21 protein-coding genes are annotated in these 26,012 nt (G+C 71.3%); 7 read left to right on the top strand and 14 right to left on the bottom strand.

The window, feature by feature from the left end:
• Positions 1 to 106 precede the first annotated feature (106 nt).
• Positions 107 to 2,728 carry an MMPL family transporter gene (locus GHC57_RS02020; RefSeq protein WP_153340604.1) on the top strand — a complete coding sequence of 874 codons (2,622 nt, stop codon included), beginning with the start codon at positions 107 to 109 and terminating at the stop codon, positions 2,726 to 2,728.
• Between the two features lie 148 nt (positions 2,729 to 2,876).
• On the opposite strand, the gene GHC57_RS02015 is transcribed toward GHC57_RS02020, so the two are convergent.
• The 4 genes from GHC57_RS02015 to fsa form a co-directional block, all read right to left on the bottom strand.
• Complete coding sequence (locus GHC57_RS02015) at positions 2,877 to 3,470, bottom strand: DUF924 family protein (RefSeq protein WP_153340602.1); 594 nt, start codon at positions 3,468 to 3,470, stop codon at positions 2,877 to 2,879.
• Positions 3,467 to 3,739, bottom strand: coding sequence for a FitA-like ribbon-helix-helix domain-containing protein (locus GHC57_RS02010; RefSeq protein WP_153340600.1), 273 nt, complete (start codon positions 3,737 to 3,739; stop codon positions 3,467 to 3,469). The genes GHC57_RS02015 and GHC57_RS02010 overlap by 4 nt, the downstream gene beginning before the upstream one ends.
• A gap of 68 nt (positions 3,740 to 3,807) precedes the next feature.
• Positions 3,808 to 5,031, bottom strand: a complete 1,224-nt coding sequence (locus tag GHC57_RS02005; protein WP_153340598.1) for a GNAT family N-acetyltransferase — start codon at positions 5,029 to 5,031, stop codon at positions 3,808 to 3,810.
• A gap of 92 nt (positions 5,032 to 5,123) precedes the next feature.
• Positions 5,124 to 5,786: a fructose-6-phosphate aldolase gene (gene fsa / locus GHC57_RS02000; RefSeq protein WP_153340596.1), complete on the bottom strand. Its 663-nt coding sequence runs from the start codon at positions 5,784 to 5,786 to the stop codon at positions 5,124 to 5,126.
• An 87-nt stretch (positions 5,787 to 5,873) separates the two neighbouring features.
• On the opposite strand from fsa, the gene GHC57_RS01995 reads away from it, so the two are divergent.
• From GHC57_RS01995 to GHC57_RS01985, 3 genes are all read left to right on the top strand, one after another.
• A complete protein-coding gene (locus tag GHC57_RS01995) occupies positions 5,874 to 8,141 on the top strand; it encodes a primosomal protein N' (protein WP_153340594.1) in 2,268 nt (755 codons plus the stop codon).
• Positions 8,142 to 8,215: 74 nt separating this feature from the next.
• Positions 8,216 to 8,509 carry a nucleotidyltransferase family protein gene (locus GHC57_RS01990; protein WP_153340592.1) on the top strand — a complete coding sequence of 98 codons (294 nt, stop codon included), beginning with the start codon at positions 8,216 to 8,218 and terminating at the stop codon, positions 8,507 to 8,509.
• Positions 8,506 to 8,886: a HepT-like ribonuclease domain-containing protein gene (locus tag GHC57_RS01985; RefSeq protein ID WP_153340589.1), complete on the top strand. Its 381-nt coding sequence runs from the start codon at positions 8,506 to 8,508 to the stop codon at positions 8,884 to 8,886. Before GHC57_RS01990 ends, GHC57_RS01985 begins: the two co-directional genes overlap by 4 nt.
• A gap of 20 nt (positions 8,887 to 8,906) precedes the next feature.
• On the opposite strand, the gene GHC57_RS01980 is transcribed toward GHC57_RS01985, so the two are convergent.
• The 9 genes from GHC57_RS01980 to rpmI form a co-directional block, all read right to left on the bottom strand.
• Positions 8,907 to 10,292: an AmpG family muropeptide MFS transporter gene (locus GHC57_RS01980; protein ID WP_343031076.1), complete on the bottom strand. Its 1,386-nt coding sequence runs from the start codon at positions 10,290 to 10,292 to the stop codon at positions 8,907 to 8,909.
• 96 nt (positions 10,293 to 10,388) lie between these two features.
• The gene (locus tag GHC57_RS01975) at positions 10,389 to 11,465 is read right to left on the bottom strand and encodes a ChaN family lipoprotein (RefSeq protein WP_153340588.1); all 1,077 of its coding nucleotides are present in this window, start codon (positions 11,463 to 11,465) and stop codon (positions 10,389 to 10,391) included.
• Between the two features lie 218 nt (positions 11,466 to 11,683).
• Positions 11,684 to 12,073 carry a DUF6858 family protein gene (locus GHC57_RS01970; RefSeq protein ID WP_153340586.1) on the bottom strand — a complete coding sequence of 130 codons (390 nt, stop codon included), beginning with the start codon at positions 12,071 to 12,073 and terminating at the stop codon, positions 11,684 to 11,686.
• Between the two features lie 105 nt (positions 12,074 to 12,178).
• Positions 12,179 to 12,928, bottom strand: a complete 750-nt coding sequence (locus GHC57_RS01965) for an SDR family NAD(P)-dependent oxidoreductase (RefSeq protein ID WP_153340584.1) — start codon at positions 12,926 to 12,928, stop codon at positions 12,179 to 12,181.
• 81 nt (positions 12,929 to 13,009) lie between these two features.
• Positions 13,010 to 13,924, bottom strand: coding sequence for a hypothetical protein (locus GHC57_RS01960; protein WP_153340582.1), 915 nt, complete (start codon positions 13,922 to 13,924; stop codon positions 13,010 to 13,012).
• Positions 13,925 to 14,037: 113 nt separating this feature from the next.
• A complete protein-coding gene (pheT, locus tag GHC57_RS01955) occupies positions 14,038 to 16,449 on the bottom strand; it encodes a phenylalanine--tRNA ligase subunit beta (RefSeq protein WP_153340580.1) in 2,412 nt (803 codons plus the stop codon).
• On the bottom strand, positions 16,446 to 17,522 hold the full coding sequence (gene pheS / locus GHC57_RS01950) for a phenylalanine--tRNA ligase subunit alpha (protein ID WP_153340578.1): 1,077 nt from the start codon (positions 17,520 to 17,522) through the stop codon (positions 16,446 to 16,448). Before pheS ends, pheT begins: the two co-directional genes overlap by 4 nt.
• A gap of 235 nt (positions 17,523 to 17,757) precedes the next feature.
• Positions 17,758 to 18,114, bottom strand: a complete 357-nt coding sequence (rplT, locus tag GHC57_RS01945; RefSeq protein WP_153340576.1) for a 50S ribosomal protein L20 — start codon at positions 18,112 to 18,114, stop codon at positions 17,758 to 17,760.
• Between the two features lie 47 nt (positions 18,115 to 18,161).
• Positions 18,162 to 18,365 (bottom strand): 50S ribosomal protein L35, encoded by a 204-nt coding sequence (gene rpmI, locus GHC57_RS01940; RefSeq protein ID WP_153340574.1) that lies wholly within the window; start codon positions 18,363 to 18,365, stop codon positions 18,162 to 18,164.
• 379 nt (positions 18,366 to 18,744) lie between these two features.
• On the opposite strand from rpmI, the gene GHC57_RS01935 reads away from it, so the two are divergent.
• Both GHC57_RS01935 and GHC57_RS01930 read left to right on the top strand, forming a co-directional pair.
• Positions 18,745 to 19,134, top strand: a complete 390-nt coding sequence (locus GHC57_RS01935) for a PilZ domain-containing protein (RefSeq protein ID WP_153340572.1) — start codon at positions 18,745 to 18,747, stop codon at positions 19,132 to 19,134.
• A gap of 12 nt (positions 19,135 to 19,146) precedes the next feature.
• Positions 19,147 to 23,964, top strand: a complete 4,818-nt coding sequence (locus GHC57_RS01930) for a PAS domain S-box protein (protein ID WP_153340570.1) — start codon at positions 19,147 to 19,149, stop codon at positions 23,962 to 23,964.
• Between the two features lie 6 nt (positions 23,965 to 23,970).
• Here the strand turns inward: GHC57_RS01930 and GHC57_RS01925 are convergent, their stop codons facing one another.
• On the bottom strand, positions 23,971 to 24,717 hold the full coding sequence (locus GHC57_RS01925) for a response regulator (RefSeq protein ID WP_170294624.1): 747 nt from the start codon (positions 24,715 to 24,717) through the stop codon (positions 23,971 to 23,973).
• 348 nt (positions 24,718 to 25,065) lie between these two features.
• Here GHC57_RS01925 and GHC57_RS01920 point away from each other — a divergent pair, with 348 nt between their 5' ends.
• Positions 25,066 to 25,974, top strand: coding sequence for a hypothetical protein (locus GHC57_RS01920; protein ID WP_153340566.1), 909 nt, complete (start codon positions 25,066 to 25,068; stop codon positions 25,972 to 25,974).
• Positions 25,975 to 26,012: the final 38 nt, after the last annotated feature.

Here is a 26,012-nt window from a genome sequence, read left to right as displayed (position 1 = left end):
GGTGGCCGGATTTCCGTCCGGCCGGGGGTGAATCATAACAAGCCGGGAAACGGGCGGGGCCGCAGTCCGGCTGATCTTTCGGGACCGTGTGGGGGGACCCTTCCTGATGATTGCTGCCGTGCTGGGCGCCTGGGTCGCGGGTGCGCGCCGTTACCGCTGGGCCGTCCTGGCCCTGTCCGTGCTTCTGACCGCTCTCGCCCTGTGGGCGGTGGCGACCCGGATCGGGGTCTCAACCGACACCTCCACCATGCTGGACCCGGACCTGCCCTTCCAGCAGGAGAACCGGGCGCTCAAGGCCGCCTTCCCCCAGTTCGGCGGCGAACTGGTCATCGTCATCGATGCCGAGACCGCCACGCGGGCCGACGAGGCCGCCCAGCGCCTGACGGAGGCGCTGCAGGCGCGGGACGATCTGTTCGCCTTCGTCTCCGATCTGGCGGGACACCCCTTCTTCCGCCGCAACGGCCTGCTGTTCCTGTCGCTGGACGAGGTCTATGCGCTGTCCGACACCCTGGCGGAAGCGCAGCCCTTCCTGGGCACGCTGTGGCGGGATCCGTCCCTGCGCGGGCTCGCCGCGCTGATGGATGATGCCGCCGATCAGATCACCGACGGCGGGCTGGCCGGGGTGGCTCTGCCGCTGGGGCCGGTGTTGGAGCGCATGGCGTCCGTCGCCGATGCGCAGGCGGCCGGGGAGGGGGCACGGCTGGACTGGCGCGCCATGATCCAGGACGGGGAAGACGCGGCCGGGCCGGCCCGGCATCTGGTGCTCGCCAAGCCCAAACGGCAGTTCGGCAGCATGACCCCCGCCGGGGACGCCATGCGGGCCATCCGCGCCACCGCGCGGGATCTGGGCCTGACGCCCGAGTCCGGCGTGCGGGTGCGGTTGACCGGGGCCGCCGCCATGGAGACCGAGGAACTGGCCAGCGTGCAGACCGGCATGGACATCGCCGGGGCCATCACCTTTGTGGCCGTGGTCACGCTGCTGATCCTGGGACTGCGCTCGCCGCGCCTGATCCTCGCCACCGTGGCGACCCTGGTGGCCGGCCTGTGCTGGACGGCGGGACTGGCCGCGCTGACGGTGGGCACGCTGAACCTGATCTCGGTTGCGTTCGCCGTGCTGTTCATCGGCCTGTCGGTGGACTTCGGCATTCACTTCGGTCTGCGCTTCAAGGAGAGCCGCGACCGGGGCGTTGAGCCCGGGCCGGCTCTGGGGGATGCGGCGCGGGGCGTCGGCCCCGGGCTGGCGCTGTGCGCGGTGGCGGCGGCCATCGCCTTCCTGTCGTTCCTGCCGACGGACTATCGGGGGCTGGCGCAACTCGGCCTGATCTCCGGCATGGGCATGGGGGTGGCGTTCCTGGCCAACCTCACGCTGCTGCCGGCCCTGCTGGCCGTGTGGCCGCCGCGTTCGCGCCAGAGCACGGGTGCGGGGACGGACGGAGCCGCCCGACTGGCGGGCCGCCTGGATGCCGGCCTGCGGCGCCATGCTCGCACCGTGGCCCTGGGCGCGCTGGCGCTGGCGGTGGCGGCGGCGGCGCTCGCCCCCGGGGCGCGGTTCGACTTTGATCCGCTCAACCTTCGAGACCCGGAGACGGAGTCGGTCGCCACATTGTTCGATCTGCTGCAGGACCCGCGCGTGACGCCCTACACCATGGACATCCTGGCCCCGGACCTGGAGGCGGCCGAGGCGCTGGCCGCGCGGGTCGAGGCCCTGCCGGAGGTCTCCAGCGCCATCACCGCGCGCGATCTGGTGCCCGCGAACCAGGACGACAAACTCTACGCCATCCAGGACATGGCGCTGTATCTGGGGCCCGCTCTGGCCCAGGAGCCGGAGCCGGCGCCCGATGCGGACGCGCGCCGCGCCGCCCGGGATCGGATGGTGGCGGCGCTGGAGCGGATCGCCGCCGCGTCCGGCGTGGACTCCGCCACGCGCACGGCGGCGGAGCGGCTGGCCGGGGTGCTGGCCGGGATCGAGGGGCCGGAGGCGCTGGCCCGCGTGGGCGCGGGCCTGACCGGCGATCTGCCGCCCATGCTGTCGCGGCTGCGGGAGTCGCTGGCGGCCGGACCCGTGACCCTGGAGGACCTGCCCGAGGGGCTGCTGGGGCGCTATCTGGCCGAAGACGGCCGGGCGCGCGTGGCGGTGCGCCCCGCCCTGGACCCGCGCGATCCGGACGACCTGGCCCGGTTCGTCGATGCCGTGCGGGCCGAGGTGCCGTCGGCCACCGGCTCGCCCGTGCTGATCCGGGAGTCGGGGCGGACCGTCATCCGCGCCTTCGCCGAGGCGGCGGCGCTGGCGCTGGTGGGCATTACGGTCCTTCTCGCCGTGACCCTGCGGCGGCTGCGCGACATCCTGCTGGTGTATGCGCCGCTGGCCCTGGCGGCGCTGCTGACGGTGGCGACGGCGGCGCTGTTCGGTCTGCCGTTCAACTTCGCCAACGTGATCGTGCTGCCTTTGCTGTTCGGACTGGGGGTCGCGAGCGCCATCCATCTGGTCCACCGCGAGCGCGACGAAGCCGACGTGAGCCAGGCCATGACCAGCAGCACGCCGCGCGCGGTGGTGTTCAGCGCGCTGACCACCATCGGCTCGTTCGGGTCCATCGCGGCGTCGAGCCATCCCGGTACGGCCAGCATGGGCGTGTTGCTGACCATCGCCATCGGGCTGACGCTGGTGTGCACGCTGGGGGTGCTGCCCGCGCTGCTGGCCCTGTGGCCGAGCCGCAGGGACGGAGTCTAGATACCCCTCCCCAACCCTCGCCATTCCATGGGGAGGGCGTTCGGTCGGCATCCGGTGAACCGGGACTCCTCCCCCATTCATGGGGGAGGTCGGGAGGGGGGTCAGGCGTGAAGCGCGATTCTCATCCGGGTCATCGGCGATCAGCGGGTCAGAAGGATGAGTTCGGTTCCTTCAGGAACGCAATCTCCTCCTGGGAGGACTCGCGGCCCAGCACCGCGTTGCGGTGCGGGAACCGGCCGAAGCGGGCCACGATCTCGTGATGGCGGTGGGCGGATTTCTGCGCGCCCTCGATCCCCAGCCGGTCATACAGGGCGAGGGATCGTTCCTGCTCCACCAGATCCTCGGAATGCTGGAACGGCATGTACAGGAACAGCCGCTCCACGGGTGACAGGGCCGCATCGTGGCCGTCGCGCAGGGCCTGCTTGGCCACATCCAGCGCCCTGGAGTCGGTGGCGAAGGCGGCCGGCGTGCCCCGGTGGACGTTGCGCGGCGCCTGATCGAGCAGCAGGATCAGCGCCAGCGCGCCGTGCGGTGTGGCGGCCCAGTCGTCCAGCGCGCCCGAGGCGGCCTCTTCGGAAAGGCGTTCGAACCGCGCCCGCACCTCGGCATCGAAGGCGTCGGATTTCTGGAACCAGATGTCGCGGAACGTGCCGTGCTCGTCAGAGCCTGGTTCGCCGAACCAGAAATCGAGCAGGGCGCGGGCCTGCGGCGGCGCGAGGGGCGGGGGCTGGGACGGTGTCATGCCCTGGCATCCTGGAGTGTTTCGAGGGGCTCACGGCCCGGTCCACGAGGAGGGATGTCCAGATCGAGTCCGCCGATGGTCTCGACGCGGCGGCGGATGTCGGCCCAGAGGTCTGCCCCGGACGGCGAAGCGGATGCCGGCCGGTCGTGCAAGGCGTGTTCGATGATGGCGCGGGCCTCGTCTTCCGCCGAGCGGCCGTGGCTGGCGGCGCTTCGCCGCAGGCGGGCGGCAACGGCCTCATCAAGGACGGAAATCGTCAGACTGGTCATGCTGGCGTCACTCTCCCATCACGGCATGGCATGATAGGGCCGTCCGGCCCCCGGTTGAAGGCCGGATCCTACCCCTCCGGTCGGTCGCCCCTGCGGTACGGCCCGAAGGCGGTCAGGGCGGCCATATCCTCGCTGACCATGGCGCGTTCCTGCTCGACGAAGCGGGCGACGGCGGCGCGAAAGCCCGGCTCGGCGATCCAGTGGACGGAGTGGGTCGCCTGCGGCAGGTAGCCGCGCTGGATCTTGTGTTCGCCCTGGGCGCCCGCCTCGACCCAGCGCAGGCCGTGCGCGATGGCGAAGTCCATGGCCCGGTAGTAACAGGCCTCGAAATGCAGATCCTTGTACTCCGCGAGCGCCCCCCAGTTGCGGCCGTACAGGGCATCGGACCCGATCAGGTTCAGGGCGCCGCAGACGAACTGGCCGCTGTCGTCGTCCGTGCCCATGACCAGCGCGACCCGGTCGGCCATGCGCTCTCCCAGGATCTGGAAGAAGTCCTCGGTCAGGTAGGGCCGGCCCCACTTGCGGTCCGCCGTGGACAGGTAGAACTGGTAGAAGGCCCGCCAGTGATGCGGGGTCAGGTCGTCCCCGGTCAGCACCTGCAGAGTCACGCCGTGCCCGTTGGCGCGCTCGCGCTCCTTGCGGATGGTCTTGCGCTTGCGGGACGCCAGCGTGTCCAGGAAATCCTGGAAATCGCGGTAGCCCTGGTTTTCCCAGTGGTACTGCTGGCCCTGGCGGTGCAGGAACCCCATGCCCACGGCCACATCCGCGTCCTCCCGCGTGGGGAAGGTGACGTGCACGCTGGACAGCGCCGCCCGCTCGGCCAACTGGACCATGGCCGCCAGCAGGGCGCGGCGCAGGTGCGCGGGATCCGGCGCGTCCGGCCGGACCAGCAGGCGCGGCCCCGTCACCGGGGTGAACGGCACGGCGCCCTGGAGCTTGGGATAGTACCGGCCGCCGGCCTGCTCATAGGCGTTGGCCCAGCTCCAGTCGAACACGTATTCGCCGTAGGAATGGTTTTTCAGGTACAGCGGTGCGACGGCCACCAGGGTGCCGTCGTGGTCCGGGATCACCAGATGCTGCGGGCGCCACCCCGTGCCGGGGCCGACGGAGCCCGAATCCTCCAGCGCCGACAGGAACGCATGGCGGACGAACGGGTTGGCCTCGCCCGCGCAGGCGTCCCAGTCGGCCGCATCCACGTCGTTCAGGTCGGCGAGCACGGACACGGCCAGGGTCTCGCCCCGGGGGACGGATCGCGGCGAGGGCTGGCGGAACGCGGGGTCGTCATGCGACATGGCGGATCCCGGGGCAAGGGGGAGACGGCGGCATCTCAAGCCCATGTGGGCACCCACCGCGCCGCCACCAAGGCCCCCGGCGCTGCTTCCCTTTACACCTCCGGGATGGTCTGGCCGGTCTTCTCCCAGTCGCTCAGGAAGGCGGCCAGCCCCTTGTCGGTCAGCGGATGACCGTAGAGCTGGCGCAGCACGCCCGGCGGCAGGGTCACCACGTCGGCGCCCAGGCGGCCGGCCTCGATCACGTGCAGCGGGTTGCGAACCGACGCCACCAGCACTTCCGTCTTGAACGCCGGGTAGTTGCCATAGATGGCCATGATGTCCGCGATCAGTTCCATGCCGGTCTGGCCGATGTCGTCCAGGCGGCCCACGAACGGCGAGATGAACGTCGCCCCGGCCTTGGCGGCCAGGATCGCCTGCGCGGCCGAGAAGCACAGCGTGACGTTGACCATCGTCCCGTCATCGGACAGGGTCTTGCACGCCCTCAGGCCGTCCGGGGTGAGCGGCAGCTTGATGGTCACGTTGGGTGCGATCTTGCGCAGGGCGTGCGCCTGACGCAGCATGCCGTCAGTGTCCGTGGCCACCACCTCGGCGCTGACGGGACCGGAGACGATGTCGCAGATCTCGGCGACCACATCGACGAAGTTGCGGCCGGCCTTGGCGACCAGACTGGGGTTCGTGGTGACACCATCCACCAGGCCGGTGGCGGCAAGGTCCTGGATCTCGGCCACATCGGCCGTATCGACGAAGAATTTCATGGTGGAGACAAGTCCTGTGTTACCGATCCGGCGTGCGACCCGGCGGACGGCGCGGCCAGGGCCGGCGCGCGCGGGGCAGTGTAGCCGATGACCCCCGGTCCCGCCACCGCAGGCGGCCCCGACGCGGGCGCATCCCTGTTCGGCGCATCGCGCAGGGTCGCCGTGCTGCTGCCGGTGCCGGTCGAGGCCCCCTACGACTACGCCGTGCCGCCGGAGCTGGAGCCGCTCGACCCCGGTGCGCTGGTCCGTGTGCCCCTGGGCAAGCGGATCGAACTGGGCGTGGTTTGGGGCGAGGGCGCGGCGGATGTGCCCGAGACCAAACTCCGCCCCGTGCTGGAGCGCCTCGACGCGCCGGCCATGACCGAGTCCCTGCGCCATCTGGTGGAGTGGTGCGCGGCCTATACCCTGGCCCCCATGGGACAGGTGCTGCGCATGGCGCTGTCGGTGCCCGAGGCATTGGACCCGCCCAAGCCGCGCACCGGCTACAGCGCCCGTGTGTCGGGGCTGGAGGGCACCAGCCTGCGCGCCACCGATGCCCGCCGCAAGGTGCTGGAGGCCGCCGCCCGCTGGCCGTCGTCCGAGCCGCCGCCCTCCGCCGCCGATCTGGCCCGGCGCGCCGGGGTGGGACCGGCGGTGGTCAAGGGTCTGGCGGAGGGGGGCGCGCTCGCCGCCGTGCCGGTGGTGGAGGAGCCCGACATCCCGCCGCCCGATCCGCGCCGGCCCGGCCCCACGCTGTCGCCCGATCAGGCGGCGGCGGCGGACACCCTGCGGGCGGCGGCCCGGTCGGGCTTCTCGGTCTCGCTGCTGGAGGGGGTGACGGGCTCCGGCAAGACCGAAGTCTATTTCGAGGCCATGGCCGAGACCCTGGCCCAGGGCCGGCAGGTGCTGGTCCTGCTGCCGGAAATCGCGCTCACGGCGCGCTGGCCGGAGCGGTTTCGCCAGCGGTTCGGGGCGCCGCCCGCGCCCTGGCACTCCGACCTGCCGCGCGCCCAGCGCCGCGACATCTGGCGGGCGGTGGCCTTCGGCCGCGTGTCGGTGGTGGTCGGCGCGCGCTCGGCCCTGTTCCTGCCGTTCCCCGACCTGGGGCTCATCATCGTGGACGAGGAGCACGACGGCGCCTTCAAGCAGGACGACGGCGTGCCCTACAACGCCCGCGACATGGCCGTGGTGCGCGGTCGCGCGGGAGGGTTGGCCGTGGTGCTGGCCTCGGCCACGCCGTCGCTGGAGACCGTGCTCAACGCCCGCAGCGGCCGCTACACGCACGTGCCGTTGCCCCGCCGGCATGGCGGCGCGGAGGTGCCGACGCCGGAACTGCTCGACCTGCGCGCCCATCCGCCCGAGAAATGGCAGCGCCAGGGCGTGCCGGCGCAATCGTTCCTGGCCCCGCCGCTGCTCAAGGCCATGGAGGAGACCCTCTCCCGGCGTGAACAATCGCTGCTGTTCCTGAACCGCCGGGGCTACGCGCCGCTCACCCTGTGCCGGGTCTGCGGCCACCGGCTGCAGTGCCCGAACTGCTCCACCTGGCTGGTGGAGCACCGCCACCGCCGCGTTCTGCAATGCCACCACTGCGACTACCGCACCCCGCTGCCGCAGAAATGCCCCTCGTGCGAGGCGCCGGACGCGCTGGCGCCCTGTGGCCCGGGCGTGGAGCGGCTGGCGGAGGAGGTGGCGGCCCGCTTCCCCAAGGCGCGCATGGTGGTGGCGGCATCGGACACCCTGTTGGGGCCGACGGCGGCGGCCGAGTTGATGGAGCGCATCGAGCAGGGGGCCGTGGACATCGTCATCGGCACCCAGGTGATGGCCAAGGGTCACCACTTCCCGCTGTTGACGCTGGTGGGGGTGGTCGATGCCGATCTGGGGCTTGCGGGGGGTGATCTGCGCGCGGCCGAGCGGACGTTCCAGCTTCTGCATCAGGTGGCGGGCCGGGCGGGGCGCGCCCAGCGGCCGGGGCGGGTGCTGTTGCAGACCACCGACCCGGCCCATCCGGTCATGCAGGCGCTGGCCGCCAACGACCCCGAACGCTTTCTGTCGGTCGAGGCCGAGACCCGCAACGCCCTGATGATGCCGCCCTTCGGCCGGCTGGTGGCGCTGATCGTCTCGGGGCTGGACGAGCGCGCGGTGATCGAGGCCGGCAAGGCCCTGGCCCGCCACGCGCCCTATGCCGAGGACGTGGAAGTGCTCGGCCCCGCGCCCGCGCCGCTGGCCGTGCTGCGCCGCCAGCACCGCCACCGCCTGCTGCTGAAGGCCGCACGGTCGGTGCGCGTTCAGCCGCTGGTGCGGGACTGGTTGGCGGCCGTGCGCCTGCCCCCCGGCGTGCGCGTGCGCGTGGACGTCGATCCCTATGGGTTCATGTGATAGCGTTGCGAGGGCACAGAAGGGCTCGTCGCCTCGTGCCCGTTTCAGTGGGGGTGTCGCCGGAGGATCTGTCCATGATTCCGTCCGAGACTGTCCGTCTGCATCGGGATGCCGTGCTCGTGCTCGCCCGCGCGCACAACCTCGCTGATGTCCGGGTGTTCGGCTCGGCGGCCCGTGGTGAGGACCGAGCGGGGAGTGATCTGGACCTTTTGGTGGTCCCGCTGCCCGATACCACGACCCTGTTTGACCTGGTGGATTTCAAGGCCGATGTGGAACGGCTGCTCGGCGTGCCGGTGGATGTTCGGACGGCGGAAGACCTGCATCCCCGGTTTCGGTCGAGCGTGGTGTCGGAGGCGATCACCCTATGACGGCCGACCGGGAGCGGTTTTCCCTGGGCGACCTGTTGGGGTTCATGATCGACGCGGTTCAACGCATTGAACTGTATCTTGAGGATGTCCAAAAGGAAGACTTCCTGGCGGATGCAGCCGCGTCGAATATGATAAGGGATGCGGTGGTCTTCAATATCGGTGTGCTTGGAGAGGTCGCGCACGATATTGAGCGTTCATACCCCGACTATGCCAAAGATCACCCAGAGATACCGTTCTCCAGGCTTTATGCCATGAGAAATCATATTTTCCACGGGTACCACTCGATCAACTACGAGATTGTCTGGACGACGTGCGTCAACAGCATCGGGCCCTTGATGGCGGTGTTGGTTTCGGCGCGGGAGGACCTGCCGTCATAGGCGGAGACCCCTGACGCCCCTCAATCCTCCTCCGCCCAGGCGGCTTTCGGGTCGGCGCGGGTTTCGCGGCTGGGGAAGGCCTTCATCATCCACAGCAGCAGCAGCAGGCCCGGCACGGCGGCCAGAGTGGTGAGCAGGAAGTAGCTGACCCAGTCCACCTGATCGGCCAGCCAGCCGCCGCCGGCGGCGAAGAAGGTGCGCGCGAAGCTCATCAGGCTGGAGACCAGCGCGTACTGGGTCGCCGTATAGGCGATGTTGCACAGCGACGACAGATAGGCCACGAACGCGGCCGTGCCCATGCCGCCGGTCAGGTTCTCCACGCCGATGGTCACGACCAGCCATCCGACGTCCGGCCCCACATAGGCCTGCCAGGCGAACACCAGATTGGAGGCCGCCTGCAGGATCCCGCAGACCAGCAGGGCCCGCATGATGCCCTGATGGGCCACCAGCAGGCCGCCGGCCAGTCCGCCGATGATGGTCATCACCACGCCGAAGCCCTTGGAGATCACGCCCACCTCGGTCTTGGTGAAGCCGATCTCTTCGTAGAACGGCATGGCCATGATGCCCAGCAGGGCGTCGCCGTACTTGTAGAGCGCAATGAACACCAGGATCAGAATCCAGTGCCGGCGCGTCATGAAGTCCAGGAACGGGCACACGACGGCGCCGTACAGGAACCCGGCCGTGTCGCGCAGCCAGGGCGGCAGCCCGGCCCGGCGCTCCAGGAACGCTTCCACCCGGGCTTCCTCGGCCGAGGCCTGGGCGGTGGCGGCACTGCGGTCCGGCTCCGGGCTCAGCAGGGTGGTGACGATGCCGATGCCCATCAGGCCCGCCATGGCCGCGTAGGCCCAGAACCAGCCGCCGATGTCGGCGATCACCAGCGCCCCGCCGCTGGCCGCCACCATGCCGATGCGGTAGCCCAGCACGATGGTGCCGGCCCCGGCGCCGAGCTGGTTCTCGTCCAGGCTTTCCACCCGGTAGGCGTCGATGACGATGTCCTGCGTGGCCGAGGCGAAGGCCAGCAGCACGGCCCACAGGGCGGTCCACCACAGGTCCGTCGCCGGATCGGTGCTGCCCAGCCCGACCATGCAGGCGATGATGAGCCCCTGGGCCACCAGCAGCCAGCCGCGCCGCTGTCCGAGGAGAGACGTCAGCAGCGGCAGGCGCAGCCGGTCCACCAGCGGCGACCACATGAACTTGAAGCCGTAGGCGGTGCTGGCGAAGGCGAACAGGCCGATGGCGGTCTTGGAGACGCCGGACTCGGCCAGCCAGTAGGACAGCGTCGAGAACACCAGCAGCAGCGGCAGGCCGCTGGCGAAGCCCAGGAACAACACCCGGATGACGCGGATATCGCGATAGACGGCGAGGCTCTGCCACCAGGACTGCAGAGACGGGGACGACAGGGGCACGGCGGGCGGGCCTTTCACGTCGGACAGGAAGGAGGGACCGGGCCGCCATGATCGGGGTCCCGCCCACCGGACGCAAGGCGCGAAGGCCGGCTCGCGTTATTCCGCTTCGGGCTGCTGCGACTCCCCGTCGCCACCATGGGCGGCGCGCATCCGCTCAAGCTGGGCGCGGAACTTCTCGCAGGGATCCACGTCCTCCAGCGCCGGCGTGAACAGGATCAGGTCGAAGGGCCGGCGGTCCGCGCTTTCCGCGCCATCGTCAGACCGCAGATCGGCGGCGGTTGGGGCGTCCGGCAGGTCGGCCGGGGTCTCCAGGATGCCCACCACCAGAGCACTCGCCTGAGGGGCCAGCCGGTCCAGGTACCAGGGCACGGCCCGGTCGGCCCGCACATGGCCGTTGCCGGCGATCAGCACCGCGCCGTCGGTGGCGTCCAGCGCCCGGCCCGCCAGCAGGGCGCGGGCCATCTCGCCGTCGCGCGCCCGCTGGGCGGCGATCATGCCGGGCAGGGCGGACTCGGGCAGCATGTCGCAGTGTCCGCGCAGGATCTCCTGCCCCAGCGCCTTCGACAGCCGGTCGGGCAGGGGACTGTCCAGGGCGCGGGGCGCAAGGCCCTCGGGGCCGACGACCGCTTCCGCGCCCTCGGACGCGACCCGGCGCACGTCGCCCGTGGGCAGGTTTCCGGTCAGGATGGGCAGATCGGCCGCCAGCGCCACCTCGGCGATGGGCTGGTATTGCGCCCAGTCGGGCCAGCCGCTGTCGGCCCAGGCCACCGCCGGCCCCAGGTCGGCCGCCGAAACGTCGTCGCGCGCGAGGAACCCCGCCAGCGCATCGGCCTGGCCGGTGTCCAGCATTTCCATGACCACGGCCGGCCGGCGCCCGGCCTCCGTCATCAGGCCGAGCAGCCAGGCCTGGGCCGCGTGGTGGTCGGGATTGTCGTGCTTCTCGCCCAGCAGGACCACGTCCGCCCCGGCCAGACGGGCGGCGAGGCTGGCGGGATCCAGGCGCGCGCCCGTTCCCGGGTCCACCACGGCCCCGACCATGGGGTGGTCGGCGCGGATGGTGGTCTGCCACGCGCCGTCCCAGGGGGGCGCGGCGGCAAGGGCCGAGGCGCTGCCGCCCGCCACCAGGGCGGAGCAGAGCAGAAGGGGCAGGGCGGTGCGGCCGGGACGGGTCATGACGGCAATCCTGTGCGGAGAGTGATGGGGCTCAAAACCTTATACTGGCCGGCTTTTGTCCTGACTCGTCAGGACAAAAGCCATACGCCGCTTCGCGGCGCCGGTGCAGTCGCACCGGCCGCCCGGCCTATGAAGTCACTTCATAGGCCGGGCGGTATTACGCTCCAAATGGGGCGCCGGTTTCCTCCCTGCCACCGCTGCGCGCCTGCGCCCGCCCCCTACTGGTCGCGCAGGGCGCGGGTCCAGGCCTCCATGGCGTCGTTGGCGACCGGCATGGGCGCTTCCATGAAGGTGATCTCGAAGCGGTCGTCCAGCTCGGCGATGCCGATGGAGCGCGGCCGCACGGCCAGCACCGCCGGTCCGGGCAGCTTGACGCCGAAGCAGAACACCACGTTCTTGGCCGCCTTGATGGACGGCGCGATCTCGCCGCCGATGCCCGTGGTGTGGGCGTAGTGGTCGAACTCGGCGATGAAGGTGACGGACGGGGTCTCGTCGATCCTGCTCTTGTAATAGGCGACGATGTCGTCCACCGACGTCATGGAGGTTTCCGCGAACGGCAGCTCCATGTGATAGACGGGGTACTTTTCCTGAAGGACATACTGGCGCATGGGGGCTCTCCTGGTCGGCGGCGTGCCGGTGATGGATGGCCCACCCATGCCCCGAAAGCGCGCCTGCCGGCATTGACGGAGCGCAACGGTCGGATGCGCGGGGGTTCACCCCTTGCCGGCCAGAGCCCCCCGCCCGCCGTCCACGCCGATCACCTGCCCCGTGATCCAGGAATTGAGCGGGTCCAGCAGCACGGCGGCGATGCGGGCCTGATCCTCGGCCTCGCCCAGGCGGGGGATCGGATGCGCCTTGGCCAGGCCCTTCGCCATGGCCTCGCTGCCGGTCATGGGGGACGCCATGGCGGTCCGCGTCAGGCTGGGCGCGACGGCGTTGACGCGCACCGACGGGGCGAGGTCGGCGGCCAGACTGCGGGTCAGGCCCTCCACCCCGGCCTTGGCCGCGCCGATCACGGTGTGGTTGGAGAACCCGCGCGTGGCGGCGACGGACGAGAACAGCACCACGGCCCCGTTGCCGTTGGTCAGGGCGGATGCGGCGGCCTGCACCGCCAGCAGGGCGCCCGTGACGTTGAGCGCATAGGTCTCGCCCATGGCGGCGGCGGAGACACGGCGCAGCGGCATCAGCGGGATGGATCCGATGCAGTAGGCCAGGCCGGACAGGCGTCCGTCGGCCTCGTCCACCAGGGCCGCGACGGCGCCGGACAGCGCGTCCGGATCCAGGGCGTCGGCGGCGCGGGTTGCGCGGACACCGGACAGGCCGGCGGCGGTCTCCTCCAGGCGGGCGGCATCGCGCCCGTGCAGCAGCAGGGGCGTGCCGCGCGCCGCCAGCAGATGGGCGAGGGCGGTGCCGACGCCGCCGGTCGCGCCGAGGATCAGAACGGGATCGGGAGTCTCAGACATGCACGGGGAGTCCTTCGAGGGGGGAGGGGGGGAACAGACCCTGCCCCTACGGCCCGCCCGCCCGCGTCGGATCACCCGCCGTCAGTTCCGCCCCACGACCAGATCGGCCAGGAAGCCCGGCCCCAGGTTGCCGAACAGCCAGATGGCATCGCACATCCCGTCATCCAGGCGGATCCCGATCCGGCACAGCGGCGGGGCATTGAACCCGGTCAGGTCGCGCACCGTCTCGGGCTCCAGGTCGCCCACCACCGAGACATCGACCATGCGCGCCGACCCGCACAGCGAGGCATAGCCGCCGGTGTCGAAGTCCAGATAGGTGACGGGGATCTCTTCCAGCGCCGCCCCGGGCTCGCGCACGGCGACGGCCAGGAACGGACCCTCCGGATGGTCCAGGTCCAGATAGACCAGCGACAGGTCGGGTTCGCCGTCGCAGGTCACGTCGTCGCGCCGCACCGTGAGGCGAGACGGATCGACGGACTGACCCCAGAGAAACCGCGCCGTCTCGGCGGCATCGGGGCGCGGCGCGCCACTCTGCGCCGACGGCGGGGCCGATGGCGGCGCGGCGCCCATGCCGGTGGACAGCGGCGGCGTGCCTCGGACGAACGTACCGTTCCAAACGCCCGCCGAGCCCGGCGGGTTGTCGCAGTAGCTCCACTGGCCGCGCAGGGAGGTCTCGTCGGGCAGGGACCAGGTCACGAGGCCCCAGTAGTGCGAGCCCTCGTACGCCTGTTCGCAGCGCATCCGGGCGTTCGGTTGTCGCCAGACGCCGGCGATGCTGCGCTGGGCGCGGTCCAGGGTGGCCTCGACCCGCCCGGTGTAGTCGGGATACAGCCCGGTCACCCGGTCGCCGTCGCGCACGGTCAGCACCAGGGGGCCGAAATCGGTGTCCCACTGGCTGGATTGGGCGGCCCCCGGGCCGGCCGGCAGCGCCGCCAGGGCCAGGGTCGTCCCCCCAAGCGTCAGTGCGGACCACAGTCCCGAGACCCATCGTCGCATTGTCGGTCCTCCCTGTCCGGTGTCCTCCGGGAGCCCCGATCCTACCGCAACAGCCGCCGCCCGGCATCAGTCCATGTCCCGGGCGGGGGGTGTGGCCGTGACCGTGACCGTGCCTACCCCCGCAGTTCCCCGCCCGAGGCCTTGACCACGGCGGCGACGATCTTCTTGGCGGTCGCGTCGATCTCGTCGTCCTTGAGGGTGCGGTCCGACGCCTGAAGCGTCACGCACAGCGCGACGGACTTCTTGCCGGCCTCCAGGCGATCGCCCTGGTAGACATCGAACACCGACACATCGCGGATCAGCGCCTTGTCCGCCCCCCTGGCGGCGCGCACCATGGCTTCGGCCGGCACATCCGCGTCCACCAGGAAGGCGAAGTCGCGGTCCACCGGCTGGAACGGGCTGGCGTTGAGCAGCGGGCGGGCCTTGGTGGGCTTGGCCTTGGGCTCGGGCACGGCTTCCAGCATGACCTCGAACGCGGCCACGGGCCCCTTGACGTCCAGGGCCTTCAGGACACCCGGATGCAGCTCGCCGAACCAGGCCAGCACCTTCGGCCCCAGCTTGAGCGACCCGGAGCGGCCCGGGTGGTACCACGCCGGGGCCTCGGCCACCGTCTGGAGGCTGGCGACCGGCGCGCCCGCCGCCGCCAGCGCCGCCAGGGCGTCGGCCTTGGCGTCGAAGGCATCGACCGGGCGCGGCCGCGCATCCCAATGGCGCGGGCCGCTCTGGCCGACGCGCAGGCCGGCGGCGACCATGCGCTGTTCGCCCGGCTCGCCGCCGTCGAACTGCGGGCCGACCTCGAACAGGGCGGCGTTGGGCACGCCCCGGTCGGTGTTGCGCTGCGCGGCCGTGGCCAGGTTGGGCAGGATGGACGGCCGCATGACGTCCAGGTCGCTGCTGATCGGGTTCGCCAGATCCAGGGCTGGGGCGCCGCCCCCGAAGGCCTCGGCATGAGCGCGCGGCAGGAACGACCAGGTGACGCACTCGTTCAGGCCGCGCGCGGCCAGGGTGCGGCGGGCGGCCACCCGGCGCACCTGGGCGTTGGTCAGCGTCTGCGACGGGATCGGCTCGCGCGGCATCGAGACCGTGGGAATGCGGCCATAGCCATGAACGCGCGCGACTTCCTCGATCAGGTCGTGCTCGGCGGTGATGTCCGGCCGCCACGAGGGGCGCAGGACGGTCAGCACGCCGTGGTCGTCCTCGGCCAGCACCTCGCAGCCCAGGCCCTCCAGGATGCGGCGGCAGGCGGCCGTGTCCAGGCGCAGGCCGCACAGCCGCAGCACCTGCATGGGGTCGAGCGGGATTTCCGTGCGCCACGCGGGCGGAGCGCCGTCGATGACCAGATGCGACGCCTCACCGCCGCACCAGTCCAGGATCAGGCGCGTGGCGGCCTCGGCGCCCAGGACGGCGCTTTCCGGATCCACGCCGCGTTCGAAGCGGTAGCGCGCGTCGCTGTCGATGCCCAGGCGGCGGCCCGTGGCGGCGATGCGGCGCGGGTCGAACAGGGCGCTTTCCAGGAACACATTGACGGTGGTCTCGGTGCAGCCCGTGCTCAGGCCGCCCATGACGCCGCCGATGCCTTGCGGGCCGGCGTCGTCACAGATGGCGACGTCCTCGGGCGAGAGGGCGTATTCCTTCTCGTCGAGCGCCAGCAGCGTCTCGCCCGGGCGGGCGAAGCGGGGATGAATGTCGCCGGTCAGCGTGTCGGCGTCGAACACGTGCAGCGGCCGGGCGAATTCGTAGGCAATCAGGTTGGTGACGTCCACCAGGGCGGAGATGGGGCGCAGGCCGATGGCCGCCAGCCGGTCCTTGACCCACTGCGGGCTGTCGCCGTTCTTGACGCCCCGGATGTACCGGCCGACGAACATGGGGCAGGCGTCCCGGGCGTCCGCATCCAGGCCGCTGGTGACCTTGACCGGGCTCTCGAACGTGCCGGGCACGGGCTCCACCGTCAGCGGCTTGAGCGTGCCCAGGCCGGCGGCGGCGAGATCGCGGGCCACGCCCCGGACCCCCAGGCAGTCCGGGCGGTTGGGCGTGATGGCGATCTCGATCATGGGATCCAGCGGCAGGACCTCGGTGACGCTGACACCCAGGGGCGCATCGGCGGGCAGTTCGATGATGCCCGCGTGGTCGTCGCCCAGACCCAGCTCGCGCGACGAACACATCATGCCGCGGCTTTCGACGCCCCGGATCTTGCCGACCTTCAGCACCTGACCGCTTTCCGGGATGGTCATGCCGGGCCGGGCCAGCACCACCTTGATGCCGGCGCGGGCGTTGGGCGCGCCGCAGATGATCTGAAGGTCCGCCTCGCCCTCGGCGCCGGTGCGCACGGTGCACAGGCGCAGCTTGTCGGCGTCGGGATGCTTCTCGGCCGTGACCACTTCGGCGACCGTGAATGGCGCCAGGGTGGCGCGCAGATCGGTCACGCCTTCCACCTCCAGGCCGAGCATGGTCAGCCGGTCGGTGATCTCGTCAAGGGAGGCGTCGGTCTCCAGGTGATCCTTGAGCCAGGACAGGGTGAACTTCATCGGCCGAGCCCTCCATGCAGCGTGGGCACATCGAGCGCGCCAAATCCGTAATGGCGCAGCCAGCGCAGGTCGGACTCGAAGAACGTCCGCAGGTCGGGAATGCCGTACTTCAGCATGGCGATGCGCTCCAGGCCCACGCCGAAGGCGAATCCCTGGTACTCGGCGGGGTCCAACCCGCAGGCGCGCAGCACGTTCGGATGCACCATGCCGCAGCCCAGGATCTCCAGCCAGTCGTCGCCGGCGCCGATGCGCAGGTCGCCGTCCTTGCGCGAGCAGCCGATATCCACCTCGGCCGACGGTTCGGTGAAGGGGAAGAACGACGGCCGGAAGCGCATCGGCACGTCGTCCACCTCGAAATAGGCTTCCACGAACTCCTGCAGGCAGCCCTTCAGGTGGCCCATGTGGGTCGCTTGGTCGATGACCAGACCCTCGACCTGATGGAACATGGGCGTGTGCGTCATGTCGGAGTCGCTGCGATAGGTCCGCCCGGGGGCCAACACGCGGATCGGCGGCTTCTGGCTCAGCATGGTGCGGATCTGGACCGGCGAGGTGTGCGTGCGCAGCACATGGCGCGACCCATCGGGCCGTTCCGGCAGGAAGAACGTGTCGTGCATCTCCCGCGCCGGATGGTCGGGCGGGAAGTTCAGCGCCGTGAAATTGTGGAAGTCGTCCTCGATGTCCGGCCCTTCGGCGACGGCGAAGCCCATCTGGCCGAAGATCGCCACCACCTCGTCCCAGGTCTGGCTGATGGGGTGGATCGAGCCCGTGCCTTCGGGGCGCGCCGACAGCGTGACGTCGATGCGCTCGTGTTGCAGGCGGTCCTCCAGGGCGGCCGCCTCCAGGGTCGCGCGGCGCTGCTCGATGGTCCGGGCGACCGCGTCCTTGACCCGGTTCATCTCCTGACCGAAGGCCTTGCGCTGCTCCGGATCCATGCCGCCCAGGGACTTCATGAGCGCGGTCACGCGGCCCTTCTTGCCGAGGGCGGCGACCCGCACCTCGTCCAGGGCGGCCAGATCGGGGGCGGCCTCGACGGCCTCGGTCAGTTCGGCACGCAGTGTTTCCAGATCGTCCATCAACTTGTCCATCGGCGCGGCATGGGGAGGAAACGGCACGGGACGCCCGCATAGCACCCGGGGGCGATTGTGAAAAGACCGCCACGGGACGGCCGCGACCCTGCCATGCACCCGGTGCATATCATTCCACCGTCATCCGACGATGACGGCTGGTGCCCGTGGCCGGTGCCGCATATCAAAAAACCGCCCGCCGAACCCGGCGAGCGGCTTTCCGAGAGAGTGGCGCGGCCGGGCGTTACCCGCGCGCGGCGCGGGCCTGTTCGCACAGCGACGCAAACGCGTCGGGCTCGTGCACGGCCAGATCGGCCAGGACTTTACGGTCCAGGTCGATGCCGGCCTTCTTCAGGCCGTCGATGAACACGCTGTAGGTCAGGCCGTGCAGGCGGGCGCCGGCGTTGATGCGCTGGATCCACAGGCCCCGGAAGTCGCGCTTCTTCTGGCGACGGTCGCGGTAGGCGTACTGAAGGCCCTTTTCGACCTTCTCGATGGCGATGCGGTAGTTGGTGGCATTGCGACCACGATAGCCTTTCGCCAGCTTCAGAATTTTCTTGTGGCGGGCATGGCTCACGGTGCCGTTCTTGGCGCGGGACATGGTTCTCTACTCCTGTCGGACGGCAGCCCCCGGGCGGCGACGCTGGATCAGCGGCCGTAGGGCAGGAAGTTGCGCTTGATGATGGTTGCGTCGGCATCGCTCAGGATGAACGTGCCGCGCGCCTGGCGCTTCATCTTCTGCGGCTTGTTGCGCAGCATGTGGCGCTTGTAGGCCACGTTGGCGCGCACCTTGCCGGTGCCGGTCAGGCGAAACCGTTTTTTCGCCGCGCTCTTCGTCTTCATCTTGGGCATTTCAATTGTCCTGTTGTCGGCCCGCCGATGGTCTGCGGCACCCCCGGAGGGGTGCTGTTCCCAACGACGGGCGGGGTCTTCGATCCGGGATGGTCGGGCATGCCCTGGCGCGTCCCCGGGGCGATCCGGGTCAAGACGCGCCGCGCCACGCCATCCCTTTTGCGGAACGGGCGCTCTTACCCCATCCGGCCGTCGCGCGCAAGAGCAAGACCCCGGCCGAATGCCCGGTGGCGTGCGCAAAATGCCACGGTGGCGGGCGCGCGCCGGGGCAGGGGGCGTTGCCGTCCTTGTAGACGAGCGTCCGGCCTGTATACACTGACAGACCACGAACGGTTGGCCGCTGCTCGCGCCCCCGCTCAGACCCGCAGGAGACCACCGCATGGCCTCTCCCTTCCCATGCGACATGTCGGACCGACGAGGAGACGGGCGCCCTGAGCGCCGGGCGATGCCGCGGCACGCGGTCCCTCTGTCCGGCCGCTGGGTGGCCGAGGGCCGCTGGGTGCATGTGGTGGTCGAGACGATTTCCCCCAGGGGCGCGTCGCTGTCAGGACTGGTGAGGCTGCCGATGGGCGCCCGCGGCACGTTGACCCTCGAAGGCTTCCCGGTGCCGATTCCGTGCGATGTCCGCTGGTCCCGGGATGGTGTGGCTGGTGTGGCCTTCCGTCTCGCCGAGGCCGACTCGGAGAGCCTGCGCGCCCATATCGAGCGTCACCTGGGTATGGGCACCATTCAGTTGCCGCCCCTGTCGCTTTCCGCCGGTCTCGATTAGCGGAGCGGTGCCGTGGCACCCGACACCTTTCCGTCACCGCAGGACGACACCCCCGCCACGGCGGGCGGCCCGGGCCCGCTCTCGGTTCTCGCTGCGCTGGCGCAGGACCTGACGGACCCCGGTCTGTCCGTCGAGACCATCGCCCACCGCACGACCGCCGCGTTGCTCAGCTTGCCGGGCGTGGCCGAAAGCCGCCTGCTGCGCCTGCCCGGTCGGCTGGAGGTGAGTCGCGCAGGAACCGCCGCGCCGCCCCCCCGGACGCACGATGCGCCGGACCGCCTGACCCGCACCGTGACGGTGGACCGCCGCGCCTGGGGCCTGCTGGAGGTGGCGCTCCCGCCGTCCGATCCGCCGCCTGACACGACCGTGGCCGACGCGCTCACCCTGGCGGCCGTGCTGGTGGCGCGCGCCGTCTGCCAGGCCGAGGGACTGACCCGCACCGCGCCCGGCGCGCAGGCCTTGGCGATGCGGGAGGCGATCGGCGCCCGCCTGGATGCGGGCATGACCATGGTCGAGGCCCTGCACGGGCAGGCGGCGTCGCTGCTGTCGATGGCGCAGGCCGACGTCATGGTGGTCAGCGCCCTGGGGGAACGCCTGGCCATCGGCTGCACGGAAACCGAGGCCGACACCTTGATCTGCGGCTGCCGTGGGGCCGGGGACAGCCCCGTGGTGTCGCCGCCGGGCGCTGCGATCGGCAGCCCCGGAACGGCCCCGGGGGACTGGGGAGCCTGCGCGCTGCTGCCGTTCGGCGTGGGCGGGGGCGACGGCCTCGCGATCGCGCGGCGGGCGCCGCCGGAGGGTGTGGACGGGGCATTCTCTCCGGAGGAGGCGTCGGACCTGCTCCGGCTGCATCGGTTCCTGCTGGAACGCTTTGCGTTGATGAGCATCCATCGGCGCGGGCTGCTGGGGCGGCAACTGACCGACGTCGCCGGGGCACTGCTGACCGGGCCGGGCGGGCAGGCGTTCGAACAGGCGCTGGGCATCGCGGCGCGCGCCGTCGGGGCCGACCGCGCGATGATCGTGGCGCCCCCCTCCGAGGGCGGAGGCGGAACCGGGGCGCGGGCCTCGGGACGGCTGCAGGTGTATCAGTGGGTGCGGTCCGATCTGCCGCCCGGGGTCGCCCTGCCGCCCTGGCGGCCCTCGACCGACCTGCTGGCCCGCCTTGAGACCGAAGTCGCGCGGTCGGGCGTGCTGCGGCGGCCGCGCGCCGCCGAGCTTCCGGCGGTCCTCCGCGAGGGGCCGGCGGCGGCGCCGCTGGGCGCGGCCCGGTCGCTGCTGGTTCTGCCCATGGCCGAACAGCCCCGTATCGGCGGCGTGGTCGTGTTCGCGGCCCTGTGCCAGACCCGGGCGTGGTCGGACCGGGACGTGCTCTTTGCGTCCTTCGCGGCCGAGTTGCTGGGCCAGTGCCTGCGCGGCTGCGCGACGATGGCGGACGCCGGGGGCGAGGATCGGTTCCGCGCCCTGTTCCACCAGTCCCGGGACCCGCTGTTCCTGCTGGATCAGGAGGCCCGTCTGGTGGACATGAACAGGGCGGCCGAAGAGCTGACGGGATTCACCCTTGCGGCCTTGCGCTCGGTCCCGATCGAGACCACCGCCTGCGTGGACGGGCGGCCGCTGACCCGCGCCGCGCTGCTGACCCGGCTGGCCATGGTCGAACCGGGCCGGCTGGGACACATGGAGGCGGATCACCTGCGTCCGGACGGGGTGAGGGTGCCGCTGGAAATCGCCATGCGGCGTTTTGCGTCCGGCGGCCAGGTTCTCCATGTGCTGTCGGCGCAGGACATCTCGGCCCGCAGGGCATCGGAGGAAGCGGCGGACCGGCGCGCGGCCCGGGACGAACTCATGCTGTCGCTGGCCAAGCGGTTCGTGCGCCAGCCGCTCGATACGGCCGCCGCCCATGCCTTCGAGCGCGTGGGCCAGTTCCTGGGTGTTGGTTCGGTCGTGATGCAGGAGCCGGGCGGGACGGGCGACGATCTTTCCACCCGTCTGGTGTGGCAGGCCGACCCGGAACGCTGCGTCTGCCCCCGCATGATCGCGGACCTTCCGAAGGCGCGCCTGGGGCTGGCCGTGGGGCGGTGGTGGCGCTGGTCGTCGGGGCACGACGGCGAGGGCGAGGGCGACGGCGCGGGGGGTGGGGTCCAGGCCGACGGCGTGTCCCGACGGGTCACCGCCAAGCAGTTTCTGGCCGCGCCCGTGGTGGTGGAGGACGAGGCCGTCGCCCAGATCGTGCTCGCGGACTGTTCCCAGTCGCAGCGATCCTGGTCCGACGAGGACACGCGGCTGCTGGCGTTCCTGTGCGAGCTGTACGCCATCGCGCTGTCGCACCTGCGCGAACGCAGCGCGCGCGCGGCCAGCGAGCGGCGCCTGGAAGCCTTCACCAGCAACCTGCCCGGCGTGATCTGGCGCCGGGTCCGGCGGCCGGACGGCTGCCTCGTCTATACCTTCATGTCCGGGAATCTGTGGCAGTTCATCGGTGTGACGTTGGAAGAGGTGTTGCGCGATCCGGATCTGGCGCTGAACACCATTCACCCGGAGGACAAGCCCGGGTTCCTGCAGAGCGTCGATGAGGCGGCGGCGGCACAGGCCGACTGGTCCCACGAGTTCCGCCTCGTCTCCCGCACCGGCGAACAGAAATGGGTCCACGCGAGCGGCGTGTTCCAGCGCCTGTCCGACGGGTGCGTGGCCTGGGACGGGTTCACGCTCGACATCACCGACCGCAAGCGGTCCGAGCAGGCGTTGCGGGAGAGCGAGACGCGCTTCCGGACCGCGTTCAACCGGGCGGCCGAGGGCATGGCCCTGATCGGGCGGAACGGCCGCTGGCAGCGGGTGAACCAGTCCCTGGCCACGCTGCTGCGCACATCGGCCGACGTCGTGACCGGAACCCCGGTGATCCGCTGGGTCGACCGGGCGCACCGTCAGGACGTGCGCGACCTCATGCGGCCGGCGGGCGGCGTGCCCTCCACCCTGCTGGAGACCCAGGTGCAGGCCCGCCGGGCCGACGGATCGTCGGTCTGGGTGCATGGCAAGGTGGCGCCCGTCCTGGATGACGGCGGCGCGGTGCTGTACTGGGTGGCGCACATCCAGGATGTGTCGGCGCAGCGGGCGACGCAGGATCTGCTGGTCGCCGCCCGCGACCAGGCCGAGGCGACCGCCCGCGCCAAGAGCGACTTCCTGGCCATGATGAGCCACGAAATCCGCACCCCGCTGACGGGCATCATCGGACTGGCCGAGCTGTTGCAGCGGGATTCCCTGGCGCCCGCGCCGCGCCGCCGGGCCGGGCGCATCGAGTCCGCCGGACGGCTTCTGCTGGGCATGCTGGACGATATCCTGATGCTGTCGAAGGGCGAGTCCGGCCGGATGGCGGCTATCCACACGGTGTTTTCGCCGGCCAGTGTGGTTTCGGAGGTTCGGGGGCTGCTGTCGGCCAATGCCGAGAGCAAGGGGCTCCGGCTGTCCATGGATCTGGCCCCGGGGTTGCCCGCCCGCGCCTCCGGTCCGGCGCCGTTCGTCCGGCAGGTGCTGTTCAACCTCGCGGGCAACGCGGTCAAGTTCACGCATCGCGGCCGGGTTTGCCTGCGGGCGACATGGGTGGACGGTGCCGCCGCGACCGGGCCTGACGGGGCCGTGACGCGCCCGCACCTGCTGCTGGAGGTCGAGGACACGGGGATCGGCATTGATCCGCGCGACCGGGTCCGGCTGTTCGATCCCTTTTCGCAGGCGGTGCGGGACCGGGCCGGGCAGAGCCGGGGGGGCGTCGGCCTGGGGCTGGCGATCTGCCGACGCATGGTGGACGCCATGGACGGATCCTTCGGCATGGACAGCGCCCCCGGTCAGGGCAGCCGCTTCTGGTTCCGCGTGCCGCTGGAGCCCGTGCCGGACCAGGGAGAGGCCGCCGGCGGCGCGGATCCGCGCGACGTTCCGGGGCGGCCCGGGGGCCTCACGGTCGTCGTGGTGGATGACGACGACATCAACCGGGAGGTCATGGCGGGCCTGCTGGCGGCGCTCGACTGCAAGGCGATCGGATTCCCCGACGGCCGGGCACTGCTGGCGGCGGCGGCGGACGGCGGCTTGCGGCCTCCCGATGCGGTGTTGATGGACCTGCACATGCCGGGTCCGGGCGGGGCGGAGACCACCCGGCGGCTGCGGGACATGGGCGGTGTGTGGGAAACGGTGCCGGTGCTGGGTGTGACGGCGGGGGATACGGGGGCCTCGCGGCTCGGCAAGGGCGCGGGAGCCGCTGGGGGGGTGATGGGCATGGCGGCGTGCCTTGTGAAACCGATCACGCTCACGGCGCTCGGGGCGGCCCTGTGCCGCCATGTCGCGCGCAGGGCGGAGTCGGCGGCGTCTCCGACGGATCCACCGGCGTGCAGCGACCCCCTCCCGCATGACGACGATGACGGCCCGGATGCGGCATCCGATCCGCGTGTCCTGGACGCAACGGTCTGGCGGCGGCGCGTGACGCTGCTGGGGCGGGACCGTCTGGCCGCGCGGATCGCGGACCTGGATGCGGTCGCCCGGGATCTGGGGGTCTGGGCCGGTGGAGAGGGCGAGCGCGATCCCCACGCCATGGCCGTGCTGGCCCATCGCATCAAGGGGGCGGCCGTGACGCTCGGCGCCACCGTTCTGGCGGCCTGGGCCGGGCGGCTGGAACGGGCCATCCTGGCCAGCCATCCGGTTGCCCCGGACCAATCGGACGCGGGGGCGCCGGGCGTCACGGCGGCCACGCCGGTGGTGGCCGAGGCGGCCGGCTTCCTGTCGGCCTGGGCGGCCGCGCATCGGGCGTTCCTGTCCGGGCTGGCGGCGGCCGGCCTGGAGGGCGCGGAGGGGTGATCCGGCCTACGCCTCGTCCACGATGTCCACGTCGGCGGTGAAGATGTAGCCCGCCCGGTGCACCGTGACGATCAGGCGCGGCTGAGACGGCGCATCCTCCAATTTCTGGCGCAGGCGGCGAACCAGCACGTCCACGGTCCGCTCGGTCGGCTCGAACGGGACCGGGCGGTGGCCGGCCAGCAACTGCTGGCGGGTCATGACCTCGCCGGCGTTTTCGGTGAACGCGCTCAGCAGATCGAACTCGGCCCCGGTCAGGCGCACCTCGCCCCCCCGCGTGTCCCTGAGCGAGCGGGTGTGCATGTCCATCTCCCAGTGCCCGAAGCGACGGCGGCGCGCCTCGCCCGTGCGGCGGGCGCCGCTGCTCTCCAGACGCCGCACCAGGGCGCGGACCCGCACCACCAGTTCGGCGTCGTCCACCGGCTTCACGATATAGTCGTCGGCTCCCAGTTCCAGACCGGAGAGGCGGTCTTCCCGGGCATCGCGGGCCGAGACGATAATGAGCCCCACGTCCGAAGTCTGGCGCAGTTCCCGCGTCAGGGTGAACCCGTCCTTGCCGGGCATGGCAATGTCGAGAAGGATCACGTCCACCCGGTGCTGGGCGATCACGGTGGCCATTTCCTGACCGTCCCCCGCGGTCAGGGTGCTGAACCCTGCCGTCTCAAGGGTCGCGCCGAGGCAATCGCGCGTGATCGCGTCGTCATCGACCACCAGTACGGTGGCGCGGTCGTGGAGAGGGCCGTCCGGTTCCAGCACTGGCGTGTTCCGTCGCGGTTGAGTGAGCCGGTTCCCCCAGCCCCGGTTCCCCCAGCCTCGGTGATACCCGGGCCCGGCCCGGCCCGCAAGGGGCGGCCGCGCCGCGACTCGAGTCGCGCCATTTACACGCAACTTGACTGGCTTTTTCGTCACCCTGTCGGCGAATCTGCTCCGCACGTGGCGCAACGCACTGCATTGTCAAGGGGTTAGAATGCGGTTGAGCGCCTGTTCTTTTGGACTCTTCATGGCCTGGCGCAAGATTGCTATAGTTCGCATCATGCCAAGAAACCAAGGCAAGGCCAGCCGTTCAGGCTGCGTTGACCTCCACCTCCAGAAAGGATGCGTGTGATGTCTGATACTTCCGGTGCGGGTGGTCCCAGCGGCTCCAGCGGTGTGCTGTCGTCCACCATGCGATCCATCACCCGGCAGGCGGGCGATCCCCAGGACCGCGAGGTCCGGCGGGTCGAGGATGTGGTTGACCTGTCTCCCGGCGCGGCGCAACGCGAGCAGTCGGAGCGCCCTGTCGAGCCCGCCGATGCGGGCGATCAGGCCCACAATCCCGGCTCGCAGAAGAATATGATGCTCGAGCGGCTGAAGGCCGACGAAAAGCTGGAGGCGGCCGAGCAGGCGGCGCGCGAGGCCGAACAGGCGCGCGAGGCCCAGCGGTCCCCCGACGGCGACGACGCCGTGACCCTGGAACAGCCGGTGAATATCGGCATGGCCGCCGCCATCAATATCGGGGCCCGCGACATGGTGCGGCGCTTCGACACCAATGGCGATTCCCACCTGGACTACGTCGAGCGCAACCAGGCCCTTGAGGCCGTGCAGTCCAACGAGCGCGTCGTGCCCGGCGGCGGGCGCATGTCGCAGCGTCAGGCGGAGGTGCAGCAGGCCTTCGCGGGCGAGGGCGAGGTTTTCCTGGCAGAGCAGGAAGCGCGCCGCGTCCAGTCCGAGCGGCAATGGGCGCAGGCCCAGGCCGAGCGGGGCGGCGAGGGCCAGGCGTTCCTTGCCGAGCAGCAGGCGCGTGAGGCCAAAACCGCGCAGCGTGTGGCCGAACTGGACGAGAAGGCGGAACGGAGCCGCGCCGAACGTCTGGCCGCGCTGGAAGCGGAGCGGGCGCAACTGGGGCAGGGCGGCGGCGCCGAGCTGACCGGCGAGGCCGGGGCGGCCCGCCCTGCGGCCGGACCGGACAGCGCCTATCGGCGCTCGGAGGATCTGGCCCTGCGGCCGACCACCGTCTCCAAGGTGAAGGCCTGACCGGATCGTGAGCCCTGCGGCGCAGGGCACGGGGTCCG

Origin of the sequence: Roseospira navarrensis (assembly GCF_009601025.1) — a bacterium.
In the GTDB taxonomy this organism is placed as follows: domain Bacteria; phylum Pseudomonadota; class Alphaproteobacteria; order Rhodospirillales; family Rhodospirillaceae; genus Rhodospira; species Rhodospira navarrensis.
Note: the sequence above shows the minus strand (reverse complement) of the source record. Positions and strands in the feature narration are given on the sequence as shown.

Coding starts and splice junctions, on each gene's coding strand:
- GHC57_RS02020 (WP_153340604.1), top strand. CDS start 107: ATGATTGCTGCCGTGCTGGGCGCCTGGGTCGCGGGTGCGCGCCGTTAC.
- GHC57_RS02015 (WP_153340602.1), bottom strand. CDS start 3,470: ATGACACCGTCCCAGCCCCCGCCCCTCGCGCCGCCGCAGGCCCGCGCC.
- GHC57_RS02010 (WP_153340600.1), bottom strand. CDS start 3,739: ATGACCAGTCTGACGATTTCCGTCCTTGATGAGGCCGTTGCCGCCCGC.
- GHC57_RS02005 (WP_153340598.1), bottom strand. CDS start 5,031: ATGTCGCATGACGACCCCGCGTTCCGCCAGCCCTCGCCGCGATCCGTC.
- fsa (WP_153340596.1), bottom strand. CDS start 5,786: ATGAAATTCTTCGTCGATACGGCCGATGTGGCCGAGATCCAGGACCTT.
- GHC57_RS01995 (WP_153340594.1), top strand. CDS start 5,874: ATGACCCCCGGTCCCGCCACCGCAGGCGGCCCCGACGCGGGCGCATCC.
- GHC57_RS01990 (WP_153340592.1), top strand. CDS start 8,216: ATGATTCCGTCCGAGACTGTCCGTCTGCATCGGGATGCCGTGCTCGTG.
- GHC57_RS01985 (WP_153340589.1), top strand. CDS start 8,506: ATGACGGCCGACCGGGAGCGGTTTTCCCTGGGCGACCTGTTGGGGTTC.
- GHC57_RS01975 (WP_153340588.1), bottom strand. CDS start 11,465: ATGACCCGTCCCGGCCGCACCGCCCTGCCCCTTCTGCTCTGCTCCGCC.
- GHC57_RS01970 (WP_153340586.1), bottom strand. CDS start 12,073: ATGCGCCAGTATGTCCTTCAGGAAAAGTACCCCGTCTATCACATGGAG.
- GHC57_RS01965 (WP_153340584.1), bottom strand. CDS start 12,928: ATGTCTGAGACTCCCGATCCCGTTCTGATCCTCGGCGCGACCGGCGGC.
- GHC57_RS01960 (WP_153340582.1), bottom strand. CDS start 13,924: ATGCGACGATGGGTCTCGGGACTGTGGTCCGCACTGACGCTTGGGGGG.
- pheT (WP_153340580.1), bottom strand. CDS start 16,449: ATGAAGTTCACCCTGTCCTGGCTCAAGGATCACCTGGAGACCGACGCC.
- pheS (WP_153340578.1), bottom strand. CDS start 17,522: ATGGACGATCTGGAAACACTGCGTGCCGAACTGACCGAGGCCGTCGAG.
- rplT (WP_153340576.1), bottom strand. CDS start 18,114: ATGTCCCGCGCCAAGAACGGCACCGTGAGCCATGCCCGCCACAAGAAA.
- rpmI (WP_153340574.1), bottom strand. CDS start 18,365: ATGCCCAAGATGAAGACGAAGAGCGCGGCGAAAAAACGGTTTCGCCTG.
- GHC57_RS01935 (WP_153340572.1), top strand. CDS start 18,745: ATGGCCTCTCCCTTCCCATGCGACATGTCGGACCGACGAGGAGACGGG.
- GHC57_RS01920 (WP_153340566.1), top strand. CDS start 25,066: ATGTCTGATACTTCCGGTGCGGGTGGTCCCAGCGGCTCCAGCGGTGTG.